This window comes from Winslowiella arboricola, assembly GCF_025527015.1.
In the GTDB taxonomy this organism is placed as follows: domain Bacteria; phylum Pseudomonadota; class Gammaproteobacteria; order Enterobacterales; family Enterobacteriaceae; genus Erwinia; species Erwinia arboricola.
This window is the reverse complement of sequence record NZ_JAODIM010000043.1, coordinates 1,374,701-1,388,734: the sequence shown is the minus strand read 5'-3', so window position 1 is coordinate 1,388,734 and position 14,034 is coordinate 1,374,701. Positions and strand designations below refer to the sequence as shown.

The following is a 14,034-nucleotide window of genomic DNA, read 5'->3' as shown; positions in this document are numbered from 1 at the left end:
TAAATGCAACATGACGATTCCACACACGCGTAAATGGCTGGTTACCGCGGGCCTGATCGGCAGTTTCGCTGCAGTTCCGGCCTGGGCGGCAAAGGATGCGGTGATTGCTGTCGCCTCCAACTTCACCACCCTCGATCCTTATGATGCCAATGACACGCTGTCGCAGGCGGTGGCCAAGTCTTTCTATCAGGGACTGTTTGGTTTTGATAAGGATATGAAACTGACCAATGTGCTGGCGGAAAGCTATCAGGCCAGCAGCGATGGTCTGACTTACACCATTAAGCTGCGTCCCGGCGTTAAGTTCCAGGATGGTAGCGACTTTAATGCCGCAGCGGTAAAAGCCAACCTCGATCGCGCCAGTAATCCCGACAATCATCTGAAGCGCTATAACCTGTTTAAATATATCGCCTCCACGGCAGCGGTCGATGCGACAACGGTTAAAATTACCCTGAAACAGCCATTCTCGGCGTTTATCAATAACCTGGCGCATCCGGCGGCGGCGATGATCTCTCCTGCCGCGCTGAAACAGTATGGCAAGGATATTGGCTTCCACCCGGTTGGCACCGGCCCTTATCAGTTTGTCACCTGGAACCAGACCGACTTTGTCAAAGTGAAGAAGTGGGACGGTTACTGGAAGAAGGGCTATCCGAAGCTCGACAGCATTACCTGGCGTCCGGTGGTCGATAACAACACCCGTGCAGCGATGATGCAGACCGGTGAAGCAAATTTCGCTTTCCCGATACCGTTTGAGCAGGCGAAAGTGTTGCAGGGCAACAGCAAGCTGGATCTGGTGACCTCGCCATCGATTATGCAGCGCTATATCAGCTTTAACGTTACCCAGAAGCCATTTGATAATCCAAAAGTGCGTGAGGCGATTAACTACGCGATTAACCGTCAGGCGCTGGTAAAAGTGGCGTTTAGCGGTTACGCCACGCCAGCTACCGGCATCGTGCCGCCATCTATCGACTTTGCGCAAACCTATCCGAAGATTGAATACAATCCGGCCAAAGCGCGCGAATTGTTAAAAGAAGCGGGCTATCCGAATGGCTTCACCACCACCCTGTGGTCATCGCATAACCACAGCACCGCGCAGAAAGTGCTGCAGTTTACCCAGCAGCAGCTGGCGCAGGTTGGCATTAAAGTGCAGGTGACGGCGATGGATGCCGGCCAGCGTGCGGCCGAAGTGGAAGGTAAAGGTCAGAAAGAGAGCGGTGTGCGTATGTTCTACACCGGCTGGTCGGCCTCTACCGGTGAAGCAGACTGGGCGCTGACGCCGCTGTTTGCCACCGCCTCCTGGCCGCCAGCGATCTTTAATACTGCCTTCTACAGCAATCCGCAGGTGGATAAAGATCTGGCCGGTGCGTTGCAGACCACCGATCGCACTGCAAAAGCCAAATTGTATAAAGATGCACAGGATCGTATCTGGAACGATCACGCGTGGGCGCCGCTGGTGGTTGAACAGTTAGTTTCGGCCAACAGCAAAACGCTGACCGGTTTCTATGTAATGCCGGATACCTCATTTAGCTTCGATGAAGCCGATCTGAAGTAATGCCGCACCCTGTCAGCCGTCCGCGGCTGGCAGGGCAACGCGCAGGATGATGCATGCTTAATTATTTTATTAAACGCTTACTGGGGCTGATTCCCACGCTGCTGATTGTGGCGGTGCTGGTGTTCCTGTTTGTCCATATGCTACCGGGCGATCCGGCGCGGCTGATTGCCGGGCAGGATGCGGATGCGACGGTGGTGGCGATGGTGCGTCAGCAACTGGGGCTGGATCAGCCATTACCCCAGCAGTTCTGGCGGTTTATCCTCAATGTGGTGCAGGGCGATTTTGGCCACTCGATGGTGTCAAAGCGGCCGGTGGCGGATGAGATTGCTTCGCGCTTTATGCCGACGTTATGGCTGACGCTCTCCAGCATGGTGTGGGCAGTGATTTTTGGTATGGCGATTGGCGTGGTTTCTGCCGTCTGGCGTAACCGCTGGCCGGATCGTATTGGTATGACGCTGGCGGTTTCCGGTATCTCCTTTCCCGCCTTTGCGCTGGGGATGCTGCTGATGCAGGTGTTCTCGGTTGAGCTGGGCTGGTTGCCGACTATCGGCGCGGATAGCTGGAAACACTATATTTTACCCTCCATCACCCTTGGCGCTGCGGTGGCGGCGGTGATGGCGCGCTTTACCCGCGCCTCCTTTGTCGAGGTGATGCAGGAAGATTATATGCGCACCGCGCGCGCTAAAGGGGTCAGTGAAACGCTGGTGGTGGTCAAACATGGCCTGCGCAATGCGATGATCCCGGTAGTCACCATGATGGGTCTGCAGTTTGGCTTTTTGCTCGGCGGCTCGATTGTGGTCGAAGTGGTGTTTAACTGGCCGGGTCTTGGACGCCTGCTGGTAGATTCGGTGGCAATGCGCGACTATCCGGTGATTCAGGCCGAAGTGCTGCTGTTTTCGCTGGAGTTTATTCTGATCAATCTGATCGTCGATATGTTGTATGCCGCAATCAATCCGGCTATTCGTTACAAATAAGGAATCGCAATGAAAAACTGGCGACGTGAAGCGGCGCTTAAAGCGATGCCGACCCTGGAGGCCAATCGCGTACGCACGCCGTGGCGGGAGTTCTGGCGGCGTTTTCGCCGTCAGCATGTGGCGATGATTGCCGGGCTGTTTGTTCTGCTGTTACTGGTACTGGCGTTTGTCGCGCCGTGGATTGCTCCGTTTGATGCGGAAAACTATTTTGATTACGACCGGCTGAATGAAGGGCCGTCGGTGATGCACTGGCTCGGTGTTGATTCGCTGGGGCGTGATATTTTCAGTCGGGTGCTGGTCGGCACGCGTATTTCACTGATTGCCGGTTTCTTCTCGGTGGCGATTGGCGCGCTTATTGGCACGCTGCTCGGCTTACTGGCTGGTTATTATGAAGGCTGGTGGGATCGGGTGATTATGCGTATCTGCGACGTGCTGTTTGCCTTTCCCGGCATACTGCTGGCGATTGCGGTAGTGGCGATTATGGGCAGCGGCATGTCCAACGTGATCGTGGCGGTGGCGATCTTCAGTATTCCGGCCTTTGCCCGCCTGGTGCGCGGCAATACGCTGGTGATTAAGCACCAGACCTTTATTGAATCGGCGCGTAGTATTGGCGCATCCGATATCACCATTATTTTGCGGCATATTCTGCCGGGCACCGTGTCGTCGATTGTGGTCTATTTCACCATGCGTATCGGCACCTCGATTATCACTGCCGCCAGTCTCTCGTTCCTTGGCCTCGGTGCGCAACCGCCGACACCGGAGTGGGGAGCGATGCTGAACGAAGCGCGCGCCGATATGGTGATGGCGCCGCATGTGGCGATTTTCCCCAGTCTGGCGATCTTCCTCACGGTGCTGGCGTTTAACTTGTTAGGCGATGGCTTGCGCGATGCGCTGGATCCGAAATTAAAAAACTGAACCCTTTGCTGCTGTGCCAGGCTTATTATTTTCCGCCAGGAGCAGGCCGTGAAGGAATTTGATTACCAGCAGGATTTTAAACATATCGATTTTCGCCAGCACCCCGAACGCTATCAGGTCGGGCGGGGTGAGCAGGGCGTACTGATGGTTGAACCCTATAAAAGTGAAATTCTGCCACACTGGCGCTTTAAAACTGCCGCAGTTGCTGAAGTCTCAGCTAACAAAATTATGCAGCTGTATGAACAGTATCGCGCGCAGGACGATTTTGTCGGGATGGATATGGCGCGTAAATTTATTCAGATGGGCTATACCCGCGCCCGGCGCTATGCCAATCATAAAGGCGGACGCAAATATGATGCGAATCGCCAGATTCTGCCTTATCAGGTTAATGAAGAGAAAGCCAGGGCGGCGGCGATTTTCAAAGCGCACTGGGATCATATCCGCGCCGATAACGACTATTTAGCACGCAAAAAGCAGCATCAGGCCCGTTATGGCTGAGGGCTGCCGGCCCGTTTCTCGCGACATCAGGTTACGCCACGTCAATCCCCTTCATTCTTTTCTGCCGTTCACTGCTGGTTAGTTCGCATGGAAATTATGTGAGAGTTATCACTTTTTGCTCACCCTGAGATGGATGTCGGCAATAATATCAGCCATTATCACTGAATAAATAATCTTTAGTGAATATATATTCAGGTGGCATTAAAACAGGGTCAACCGTTTTTTCGACCCTCTTTCATTGCAACCATAATCTTCAATGATAACAGGCTGATCTGGAGAACATCTCACTATGAGTACCTACAATTATCCCAAGTTCGGTGCCGGTTTATGGCACTTCGCCAACTATATCGATCGTTATGCTGTTGATGGTTATGGTCCGGCGCTCAGCACTATCGATCAGATTATGCAGGCGAAGCAGGTGGAAGATTTATCCTATGTCGATTTGCCTTATCCGTTTACGCCGGGCGTCAGCCTGAGCGAAGTCAAAGACGCGCTGCAACAGGCCGGATTAAAGGCCATTGGCATTACCCCGGAAATTTATCTGCGTAAATTCTCGCGTGGTGCATTTACCAACCCGGATCCGCGTGCGCGCGCCGAGGCGTTTACGTTGATGAATGAAGCGGCTGAGGTGGTGCGCGAAATCGGGGCGAATTACGTTAAAGTCTGGCCGGGACAGGATGGCTGGGACTATCCGTTCCAGGTTGACCATAAAAATTTATGGAAACTGGCGGTAGATGGCATGCGCGATCTGGCCGGCGCCAATCCGGATGTGAAATTTGCCATTGAATATAAACCGCGTGAACCGCGGGTAAAAATGACCTGGGATTCTGCTGCGCGCACTCTGCTGGGGATTGATGATATTGGTCTGGATAACGTTGGGGTATTGCTCGACTTTGGCCATGCGCTGTTTGCCGGTGAATCGCCAGCGGACTCCGCGCAGCTGATACTCGATCGTGGTCGTCTGTTTGGTATGGATGTTAACGATAATCTGCGCGGCTGGGATGATGACCTGGTGGTCGGTACGGTGCATATGACGGAGATTTTTGAATTCTTCTACGTACTGAAGATTAATAACTGGGATGGTGTCTGGCAGCTGGATCAGTTCCCGTTCCGTGAAGATCATATCGATGCTGCGAATTTATCGATTCGCTTTCTGAAACATATTTATCGCGCGCTGGATAAACTGGATATCGCTGCGCTACAGGCTGCCCAGGCGGAACAAAACCCTCTGGCAGCCCAGCGTATTGTGCAGAATGCGTTACTGACTTCGATTCAGGAGTAGTTTTTGGCTATATTTCCTTCGCCTGGAGGGGCGAAGGAAATAACTATACCAAAGCGGAAGTCAGCATAGGGTTGAAATAATGCCCCAGTACATCGTTATATACCACCCTACCAGTTGCCTTCAGCAATTCCAGTGTCGAGGGCTCACTGTCATTATGCTGGAAAATAGCGGCATGGTTGCCATCACCGTTACGAAAATCGTAGATTTTTGTTGGCACACCCAGTCCAATAGCATGGGTGATCTCATGTTCGGCAACTTTTCCACCACCACCTCCGACCACGACAGCATCGTACTTTTTACCGAGTAACCCGAGCCATTCGATGCCGAAGGCTTCGCTGCTGGTGCTCCAGCCATATCCCCGCCCAGCAGTGTTTGGCACCTCAATCACGTCCGCCTTCGATACGATTAATGATCGCTCCGTACTCTGGTCAAGCCCTGACTTCGTTAACATGGCAATAACCGGAACATACATTAGTTCAGCTACAGCGCTGACCTCAGCGCCAATGCCTTGACTGGCTGCACCGCTGACAAAAACCGCAACTTTACCTTCTAATCTGGCATTGTCCACTTCTGCTACAATGGCGGCTCTTAATTGATTCAGGTCTTCATAACCTTGTTTGCAAAAACCCACAGTGCAAATTAATTTCACGTTGTTATAAATGACCTCATTGCAATAACTCGGCATTAATGTTTGTAGCTGCTGATGGAAGCGATTTATAACCGCTTCATCCTTTTCATTAAGGTTAAATGCTTTTACAAAGGCTTCATGTCTGAGAGCGTGCGTGCTTTTATCAGCAACGTGATAACTTTGGATATCTGTCGTATGAGAATCAATTGCTTTCCATGAATCTCGTTGCGCTAATATTTTCTTCGCTGCATTGCAGGAAAGATTATTATTGAGTTGAACATCACTGGCTGTTATATGTACGCTGCTGATTGAGTCCATATTTTACTTCTCCTGGTTGTTATCAAGAATCTATGTGCACTTTTATGAGTATTCTGTACGGAGAGGGTAAATAATATTACCGCTAATAAATTCAATAATTCGCTCAAAATATATTTTAATATTAATTAATATCCTGTTATCGTTCTGATGAAACCTGATAGTCAGATAATGGAGATGTGAAAATGCATACAGCCGTTTTATCTATGCTATTTAATTTCCTGTAATAAGTTACTTAACCCTTCCTGATTTATCTGTCGCGCTATCACGCAAAAGCGTGCCAGCTAACTGGTTAATTTCTGCCATGTTTCCTATGCTAAAAGCGTTACGGACTCCCCTCAAATGCTCTTTGGTCACTAAGGAAAACTATCATGTCCATTCGGTGCAAATGGCTTCTGGCAGGTGTAGTGGTATTGAGTGTGGCGCTCTCTGGCTGTACGTCAAAAGTGGCCGACAGTGCCCACTATTCCGGCTTTCTTCCCGACTACAGCAAGCTGCGACCTGAGCAGTCGGCAAGCGGCAATCAGACTTTGCGCTGGGTTTCGCCAGATTATAAATCTTCTGACTATCACGGTATTGTCTATACCCCGGTGATCTACTATCCCCGTGCGGCGCCCAATGCCCGTGTCAGTCAGCAGACGCTGGACCAAATCAGAACCTATACCGACCAGCAAATGAAGGCCGCGGTGGCCAAACGTAAACCGCTGGTCACTCAGCCCGGTCCTGGCGTATTGGTGATGAAAACCGCGATTACGGCAGTCAGCGCAGAAAATCAGGGTGTACAGTTCTATGAAGTGGTGCCGGTGGCGGCGGTGATTGCCGGAACCATGGCAGCTTCGGGCCATCGTACGCAAGAGAGTTCCCTGTTTCTTGAGGTGCAGCTGATTGATTCCCGGACAGGAAAACCGGTGATTGAAGTGGTGCGTAAAGGGATTGGCAAAAATGTTGCCAACAGCAATGCACCCATTAACTTTGACGATCTGAAAACGCCGATCAATCTGATGGTTGAAGATACGGTTAATTTCAGTGCCACGCCCTGACGACACGGGCGGCGATAACGCCGCCCCTGCAACACCGTAGGGGAGCCGTTTTCGGCTCCCGTATTTTCTCAAGCCTGAAACCTGAATGACTTACATTATGGGGATTCTATGTCACGCCTGTTACCGACACTGCTTGTCAGCATATCACTGCTTAGCTCCGCGCCGCTGCTGGCGGCCGGGGTGAAGGTTGAACAGCTTCAGGATGGGCTGGATCATCCCTGGTCGCTGGCGTTTTTGCCTGATAATCAACATCTGTTGATTACTGAACGTTCCGGACAGCTGCGCCTGTGGAGCCAGCAGAGCGGCTTATCGCAGCCAATTAGCGGCGTGCCAAAGGTATGGTCGCAGAGGCAGGGCGGACTGCTTGATGTGGTTCTGGCGCCGGATTTTGCCCGCAGCCGTCGTGTCTGGCTGAGCTATACCGAGGGCAGTGAACAGGGGGCGGGCGGCGCTTCGGTAGGGTACGGTGTGTTAAGCGCCGATAACCGCCAGTTGCAGAACTTTAAAAAGGTGCTGGGTCAGCAACCCCTCTCCGGTGGCGCCAACGTTGGCACCCGCATGGCATTTGATGCCGAAGGCTATCTGTATATCGTTTTTGGCGACAACTTTAACAGTTCCACCGCTCAGGATCTGGATAAGCTGCAGGGCAAAATCGTGCGGCTGACGGCGGATGGCGCTATCCCGCCAGATAATCCGTTTGTCGGCCATAATAACGCTCGCGCCGAGATTTGGGCTTCAGGTTTACGCAATCCACAAGGCGTGGCGTTTAATCCCTGGACGAGGCAGATCTGGGAAAGCGAGCACGGCCCGCGCGGTGGGGATGAAGTGAATATTATTGCGAAGGGTAAAAACTACGGCTGGCCGCTGGCGACCTGGGGCATTGATTACAGCGGTGCGAAGGTGCCGGAGTCAAAAGGCAGTGAGGTGGAGGGCACCGAGCAGCCAATCTTTTACTGGAAAGTATCACCCGCTATCAGTGGCATGGCGTTTTATAACAGCGCCCGTTTCCCGGTGTGGAAAAACTCGCTATTTATCGGCGCACTCAAACAGCAGAGCCTGATCCGGCTGACGATTAACGGCGACAAAGTGATTGAGCAGGAGCGATTACTGGAAGATCGTAAAGAGCGTATTCGTGATGTACGTGTCGGACCGGATGGTTTTCTCTATGTGTTAACCGATGAGCGTGACGGCAAGCTACTGAAGCTGGCTGCCGAATAGTTGCGGCGGTGGCCAGCGCTGGCTGGCCATCTGCAGGCTTATCTCACCCAGCGGCACACTTCCCAGCCGCGATTAAGCGCTTCCTGATGCAGCAGTTCATCCGGGTTGATCACATGCGCATGGTCGGCATGTTCCAGCATCGGCATATCATTCATCGAGTCGCTGTAAGCCCAGGTGCGATCGAACGCCTGGTCAGTTTGCAGCGCTTTCCAGTCGCTGAGGCGGCTGACTTTGCCCTCTTTGTAAGTCATGGTGCCATAAGTCGCGCCACTGTAGCGGTCATCGACAATTTCCACGCCAATTGCCAGCGCGCCGTGCGCGCCCAGTTGCTGCGCAATCGGCACCACCAGGTGTTCGCCGCTGGCGGAAATTATCATGACGGTATCGCCGCGTTGCTGATGCCATGTCATGCGCTCGCGCGCTAAGGGGTAAACGCGCGGCAGAATATCGCGCTGAATAAAGCGGCGAATCCAGCCAGAGACGGTAAGCGTCGCCATTCCGGTTAACGGCGCAAGGGTAGTGCTCATATACTCTTCCATTGAGAGCGCGCCCTGGTAGTACTGCGCCATTAATGCCCGCTCCTGTTCGATCAATGCTTCCGGCGCGAAGCCCTGGGATACCAGCCAGCGCAGCCACAGACCGGTACTGTCTTCGCAAATCAGGGTTTCATCAAGGTCGAAAAGGGCTAAATCCATGGTGGTTCTCCTGTGGCAAACTCAAATCAGGTTAGCGGATTTTTGTGACGGACTTAACTTTTCTGCGAAAAATCGGAATTTCACCCAGTTCTGCTGACGGCATTGCGAGGCAGAAAAATCAGGGGCATGGGGCGGCAAAGCCCAGAATTATCTAATAAACTCTAAAAAACTTTACCCTCATACTGTTTTTTTTACCCAGCCAAAAGGTTAGCGTATTGGGTTAAGTGCTGTTTGATAACACCTTGAAACCTTTATTTTTTATATGGATACCCTGGTCTCGCCATGAATAAAACTCGCCTCTCTGTCAGTGTTCGGGCACTGGCTGCCAGCACCACCTTACTACTGGTGACCTCTTCAGTTGCCATCGCCGAAGAGGCCCCGGCAGCGCCGCAAATTGACGCCAAGGCATGGATTTTAATGGATTTTGCCAGCGGAAAAGTGCTGGCCGAATCGAAAGCCGATGAGCGTCTGGATCCCGCCAGTCTGACCAAAATGATGGCCAGCTATGTTACCGGGCAGGCGATTAAGTCGGGCAAAATTACGAACGACGATATGGTCACCGTGGGCAAAGACGCATGGGCCACCGGTAACCCGATTCTGCAAGGTTCGTCGCTGATGTTTCTGAAGCCGGGCGACCGTATTCCGGTTTCTGAGCTGAATAAAGGTATCGTCATCCAGTCCGGTAACGATGCCAGTATCGCGCTGGCGGACTATGTCGCTGGCAGTCAGGACTCGTTTGTCGGCCTGATGAATAACTATGTTAAAGCCCTTGGCTTACAAAACACCCACTTTAAAACCGTCCATGGCCTCGACTCTGAAGGACAGTATAGTACCGCGCGTGATATGGCGCTTATTGGCCAGGCGCTGATCCGCGATGTGCCGGAAGAGTATGCGCTGCATAAAGAAAAAGAGTTTACCTTCAACAATATCCGTCAGCATAACCGCAACCGTCTGTTGTGGAGCAGCAACCTGAAGGTGGATGGCATCAAAACCGGCCACACCTCCGGCGCTGGCAATAATCTGGTTGCCTCCGCCACGGAGGGTGATATGCGCCTGATTTCGGTGGTGCTGGGTGCCGCAACGGACGGTATTCGTTTCCGCGAAAGTGAAAAGCTGCTGACCTGGGGTTTCCGCTTTTATGAAACCGTGACGCCAATTAAAGCCAATACGGCATTCTCCACCCAGCGCGTCTGGTTTGGCGACCGTCAGCAGGTCAATCTTGGTGTCGATAAAGATGCGGCTATCACCATTCCAAAAGGACAGATGAAGAATCTGAAGGCCAGCTTTACGCTGACATCGCCGCAGTTGCAGGCGCCGTTAAAGAAATATCAGCCAGTCGGAACCATTGATTTCCAGTTAAACGGTAAAGTGATTGAGCAGCGGCCGCTGGTAGTGCTCGACGAAGTGCCGGAAGGGGGCTTCTTTAGCCGCATCTGGGATTTTGTGATGATGAAGATTGATGGGTTATTTGGTAAGTGGTTCTCGTAATCATCAGGGCGGCGTTTGCGCCGCCCTGATCCTGTCTTAAACGACCAGATTAAACATAATGCCGGAGATGGCGACCAGACCAACCAGCACCACAAACAGGTTGCTGGCTGCGCCGCTGTACTTGCGCATCGCCGGAACTTTATTAATCGCGTACATCGGCATCAGGAACAGCAGTACGGCGATAATCGGGCCGCCCAGCGTCTCAATCATACCAAGGATACTTGGGTTCAGACTGGCGACAATCCAGGTAGTGACCAGCATAAACAGCGCGGTATAGCGATTCAGTTTTGCTTCAGCAATCTGCTTGCCACGGCCACGCAGTGATTTCACTACCAGACCATTAAAGCCTTCACGCGCGCCAAGATAGTGGCCAAGGAAGGATTTAGTAATCGCGACAATGGCGATAATCGGCGCCAGCCATGCCATCATCGGCGTATCAAAGTGGTTAGCCAGGTAAGAGAGAATCGAAATGTTTTGCGCTTTCGCTTCCGCCAGGTTTTCCGGCGTCAGGCTGAGCACGCAGCTGAAGACAAAAAACATTACGGTAATCACCATCATCAGATGGCTAAAGGCCAGAATCCGTGAGCACTTTGCATCTGCGGCGTCACCGTACTCTTCACGTTTGGCGACCGCAAAGGCGGAAATGATCGGTGAATGGTTAAAGGAGAACACCATGACCGGGATTGCCAGCCACAGCGTCATCAGCAGCCCATGACCACTGCCCGCCAGCGACACATGGTTAAAGATTGCGCTGCTCCAGTTCGGGATCAACCACAGCGCCAGCAGCATCAGCACGCCGACAAAAGGAAACACCAGCAGACTCATGGTTTTCACAATCATCTCTTTACCAAAGCGCACGATAGTCATCAGGCCAACCAGCAGAATCAGCGCCAGCAAAGCGCGGGGCGGTGACTGCAGATGCAGCTGGTGGGTGATAAAGCTGTCGACGGTATTGGTGATCGCCACGCTGTACACCAGCAGGATTGGGTAGATCGCCATAAAGTAGAGCAGGGTAATCAGTTTACCGGCGCCGACGCCGAAATGTTCTTCCACGACCTCAGTAATATCCGCACCAGGTTTGCTGCCAGACAGCACAAAGCGGCATAAGCCACGGTGGGCGAAAAAGGTCATCGGGAAAGCCAGCAGCGCCATAATCACCAGCGGAATCAGTCCACCAATACCGGCATTAATCGGCAGAAACAGTACGCCAGCGCCAATCGCGGTGCCGTATAAACCTAACATCCACATGGTGTCGCTTTTGCGCCACGTCATCACGCTTTGCTGCTTATCACCCGCCAGAACAGCGGTTTGAGATGATTCCATTATCTTCTCCAGTTTTGTCCATAACAGAAAAAAATTAATCAATGACCGACGATTTATTCAGACAGGATCCTGTCGAAATAATCGTTAACAGCAGAAGTGATTACCCATAACGCTTTTTTATGGCGCACACTCTACCATCGGAATAAGCAGATAGCAGCGTTAGTTTAGTTATATCAGGTGATCAGGATCACAACTGCGTTAACAAAATTAGGCCATTAATCTGCCATTGCGACAATTAGATTGTTCTATATGCTGCTATGGATTTGTTTGGCAGTGATAATGACTGTATTTGCAATGATTGCACGCTACTCTGATTGGCGTTTTTTTAGGCTGTAAAGAAATTAAGTTGATGAAAATCAATGCACTATTATAAGAATAAGATATGAGTGTTTAAATAATAAGCAAATTGCGCAACGAGAGATTAATAACCACCTGCGTAATCGATTTATTGCGCAAGTATTAATAGTTACGCGAAAGGATATTATTTAACAGAGAGTTGTAACCGGAATGAAGGGAATTTAATAAGCGGGAAAATAGCCGGCCCGCCTGATAGCGGGCCGCTAATATTAATGACGCACCCAGCCTTTACGGATGGGGAAAGCGAACAGCGTGCGGTACAGCTTGCTGCACAATTGCAGTAGCGCTGCACCGTAGAACTGCCACGCCACTTGTGAGAACAGGCAACCAAGGATGCCGACCAGCAGGCCACCGAGCATATCCATTGGCCAGTGTACGCCAAGATAGACGCGTGACCAGGCGATGGCGAGGCCGGTGATCATTAATACCGCTCCGGACCAGCGACGGTGCCAGAGTAAAAACGCCAGCGCAAAGGTGAAGATAGTGGTGCCATGGTCGCTTGGATAGGAGTAGTCCGGCGCATGCGCAAGGAACTGATAGCCGAAACCCAGGGTAAATGGACGCGGATGAGGAAACAGTGCGCCAATACAGAAGGAGATAGCCAGCGCATACAGCAGCGCGATGCCGGTTTTTAGTACCAGTTCACGTTGCGAATGTACGTGCTCTTTTGGCCCCCAGAACCACAATGCGACAATCAGTAACGGCACAATGGCAATCAGATCCTTTGCCAGAAAAGTGGCGAGTGATATCAGCCACTGTGGCGACGCCGGGGTGGCGTTAATCCAGAGAAACAATGCGCGATTAAGCGTTTCCATTATCAATTTTCCTCTTCCTGTTAAGCAGATACGAAACGCATCCGAAAGTTAAAAGTTGTACCAGCCAAACCCACCACCCCGACCACAGGTTGTGGGAAAAAAAGTGCGCGCCGCGCATCACCTGACCAAAGCCCATCAGCAATCCCAGCAGCACCGCGACAGACCAGCAACTCCATGCCAGCCTGGCTCGTTGCGGGCGGAACAGAAAAAACAGCGCCATCAGACTAAAACCGCTGGAGGCATGACCGCCGGGAAAGCAACGGCCGGGTCCGCTGTTTTCCGGTACCTGACCAAACAGCGGATAAGAGAACGCCTGACCGCCAAATTCCACCAGATCCCACGGGCATGAATGGGCGCTGCTGGCTTTTAGTACACCGACAGCCAGTGAGCCAACGCCAATCAGCAACGCCACCAGAATCAGTTGTGGCTGGCGGCGCAACAGCCCCTTGAACAGCAACATCACACCAGTCGCGATCACCAGATATTTCAGCAGGCGATGGTTGATCACATCCAGCCAGAGGCTCTCTTTCCACGGAAACTGCCGGGTGATGGGATCAAACCAGATACGTGTCAGCATCATGTCCAGCGTTTCGCTGCGTGAGAACCAGGTAAACAGCACGGCAAAAAAAGCCAGCAAAACGAACTGGATAGCGTAGAAGCGCGGTGGTAACAGGTAAATGGAGTTTGTCTTAATCGGCAAGCACGTTGTGCTTTTGTTTAACTTTGATGTCAGATTCATGACGTTTTTATGCGCAGGGGGAACAATAAGGGTAATGATGAAAGGTTTCGCTTAAGGAAACATTAAGTGGAAGCGAGGGTAAATAATAAGAAAACGAACGCTTTCAGCATAAAAAAACCCGCTAATCATAAGATTAACGGGCTCCACAATTGGGGGATTTCAAAGAAAAGCAGTGGCATTAATTAAGACTGTGACCCT

Annotated in this window: 13 protein-coding genes; 8 read left to right on the top strand and 5 right to left on the bottom strand. The window is 51.8% G+C overall.

What is annotated here, in order from left to right:
* Positions 1 to 10: 10 nt before the first annotated feature.
* The 5 genes from gsiB to N5923_RS24090 all read left to right on the top strand — a co-directional run bounded on the left by gsiB (position 11) and on the right by N5923_RS24090 (position 5,218).
* Positions 11 to 1,549, top strand: a complete 1,539-nt coding sequence (gene gsiB / locus N5923_RS24110) for a glutathione ABC transporter substrate-binding protein GsiB (protein WP_267144228.1) — start codon at positions 11 to 13, stop codon at positions 1,547 to 1,549.
* 53 nt (positions 1,550 to 1,602) lie between these two features.
* On the top strand, positions 1,603 to 2,523 hold the full coding sequence (gsiC, locus tag N5923_RS24105) for a glutathione ABC transporter permease GsiC (RefSeq protein ID WP_267144229.1): 921 nt from the start codon (positions 1,603 to 1,605) through the stop codon (positions 2,521 to 2,523).
* 9 nt (positions 2,524 to 2,532) lie between these two features.
* Positions 2,533 to 3,438 (top strand): glutathione ABC transporter permease GsiD, encoded by a 906-nt coding sequence (gene gsiD / locus N5923_RS24100; RefSeq protein ID WP_267144230.1) that lies wholly within the window; start codon positions 2,533 to 2,535, stop codon positions 3,436 to 3,438.
* A gap of 48 nt (positions 3,439 to 3,486) precedes the next feature.
* Entirely contained in the window at positions 3,487 to 3,936 is a 450-nt protein-coding gene (locus N5923_RS24095; protein ID WP_267144231.1) for a DUF4385 domain-containing protein, read from the top strand.
* Between the two features lie 289 nt (positions 3,937 to 4,225).
* A complete protein-coding gene (locus N5923_RS24090) occupies positions 4,226 to 5,218 on the top strand; it encodes a sugar phosphate isomerase/epimerase family protein (RefSeq protein WP_267144232.1) in 993 nt (330 codons plus the stop codon).
* Positions 5,219 to 5,261: 43 nt separating this feature from the next.
* Here the strand turns inward: N5923_RS24090 and N5923_RS24085 are convergent, their stop codons facing one another.
* A complete protein-coding gene (locus N5923_RS24085; protein ID WP_267144233.1) occupies positions 5,262 to 6,164 on the bottom strand; it encodes a hypothetical protein in 903 nt (300 codons plus the stop codon).
* Between the two features lie 368 nt (positions 6,165 to 6,532).
* Between N5923_RS24085 and N5923_RS24080 the strand changes: the two genes are divergently transcribed.
* Entirely contained in the window at positions 6,533 to 7,201 is a 669-nt protein-coding gene (locus N5923_RS24080) for a DUF3313 domain-containing protein (RefSeq protein WP_267144234.1), read from the top strand.
* Positions 7,202 to 7,309: 108 nt separating this feature from the next.
* Positions 7,310 to 8,419, top strand: coding sequence for a PQQ-dependent sugar dehydrogenase (locus N5923_RS24075; protein WP_267144235.1), 1,110 nt, complete (start codon positions 7,310 to 7,312; stop codon positions 8,417 to 8,419).
* Between the two features lie 38 nt (positions 8,420 to 8,457).
* Here N5923_RS24075 and N5923_RS24070 read toward each other — a convergent pair whose 3' ends face one another.
* Complete coding sequence (locus N5923_RS24070) at positions 8,458 to 9,114, bottom strand: HAD family hydrolase (protein ID WP_267144236.1); 657 nt, start codon at positions 9,112 to 9,114, stop codon at positions 8,458 to 8,460.
* Positions 9,115 to 9,396: 282 nt separating this feature from the next.
* Here N5923_RS24070 and N5923_RS24065 point away from each other — a divergent pair, with 282 nt between their 5' ends.
* On the top strand, positions 9,397 to 10,602 hold the full coding sequence (locus N5923_RS24065; RefSeq protein ID WP_267144237.1) for a serine hydrolase: 1,206 nt from the start codon (positions 9,397 to 9,399) through the stop codon (positions 10,600 to 10,602).
* Positions 10,603 to 10,638: 36 nt separating this feature from the next.
* On the opposite strand, the gene N5923_RS24060 is transcribed toward N5923_RS24065, so the two are convergent.
* The 3 genes from N5923_RS24060 to N5923_RS24050 all read right to left on the bottom strand — a co-directional run bounded on the left by N5923_RS24060 (position 10,639) and on the right by N5923_RS24050 (position 13,836).
* A complete protein-coding gene (locus tag N5923_RS24060) occupies positions 10,639 to 11,925 on the bottom strand; it encodes an HAAAP family serine/threonine permease (protein WP_267144238.1) in 1,287 nt (428 codons plus the stop codon).
* A 566-nt stretch (positions 11,926 to 12,491) separates the two neighbouring features.
* Entirely contained in the window at positions 12,492 to 13,097 is a 606-nt protein-coding gene (ybjG, locus tag N5923_RS24055; RefSeq protein WP_267144239.1) for an undecaprenyl-diphosphate phosphatase, read from the bottom strand.
* Entirely contained in the window at positions 13,084 to 13,836 is a 753-nt protein-coding gene (locus N5923_RS24050; RefSeq protein ID WP_267144240.1) for a phosphatase PAP2 family protein, read from the bottom strand. Before N5923_RS24050 ends, ybjG begins: the two co-directional genes overlap by 14 nt.
* Positions 13,837 to 14,034: the final 198 nt, after the last annotated feature.

What these genes read in the sequence shown, in the direction of transcription:
- N5923_RS24085 (WP_267144233.1), bottom strand. Translation starts at nt 6,164, where the DNA reads ATGGACTCAATCAGCAGCGTACATATAACAGCCAGTGATGTTCAACTC.
- N5923_RS24065 (WP_267144237.1), top strand. Translation starts at nt 9,397, where the DNA reads ATGAATAAAACTCGCCTCTCTGTCAGTGTTCGGGCACTGGCTGCCAGC.
- gsiD (WP_267144230.1), top strand. Translation starts at nt 2,533, where the DNA reads ATGAAAAACTGGCGACGTGAAGCGGCGCTTAAAGCGATGCCGACCCTG.
- N5923_RS24075 (WP_267144235.1), top strand. Translation starts at nt 7,310, where the DNA reads ATGTCACGCCTGTTACCGACACTGCTTGTCAGCATATCACTGCTTAGC.
- N5923_RS24070 (WP_267144236.1), bottom strand. Translation starts at nt 9,114, where the DNA reads ATGGATTTAGCCCTTTTCGACCTTGATGAAACCCTGATTTGCGAAGAC.
- N5923_RS24090 (WP_267144232.1), top strand. Translation starts at nt 4,226, where the DNA reads ATGAGTACCTACAATTATCCCAAGTTCGGTGCCGGTTTATGGCACTTC.
- N5923_RS24050 (WP_267144240.1), bottom strand. Translation starts at nt 13,836, where the DNA reads ATGAATCTGACATCAAAGTTAAACAAAAGCACAACGTGCTTGCCGATT.
- gsiC (WP_267144229.1), top strand. Translation starts at nt 1,603, where the DNA reads ATGCTTAATTATTTTATTAAACGCTTACTGGGGCTGATTCCCACGCTG.
- N5923_RS24080 (WP_267144234.1), top strand. Translation starts at nt 6,533, where the DNA reads ATGTCCATTCGGTGCAAATGGCTTCTGGCAGGTGTAGTGGTATTGAGT.
- N5923_RS24060 (WP_267144238.1), bottom strand. Translation starts at nt 11,925, where the DNA reads ATGGAATCATCTCAAACCGCTGTTCTGGCGGGTGATAAGCAGCAAAGC.
- ybjG (WP_267144239.1), bottom strand. Translation starts at nt 13,097, where the DNA reads ATGGAAACGCTTAATCGCGCATTGTTTCTCTGGATTAACGCCACCCCG.
- gsiB (WP_267144228.1), top strand. Translation starts at nt 11, where the DNA reads ATGACGATTCCACACACGCGTAAATGGCTGGTTACCGCGGGCCTGATC.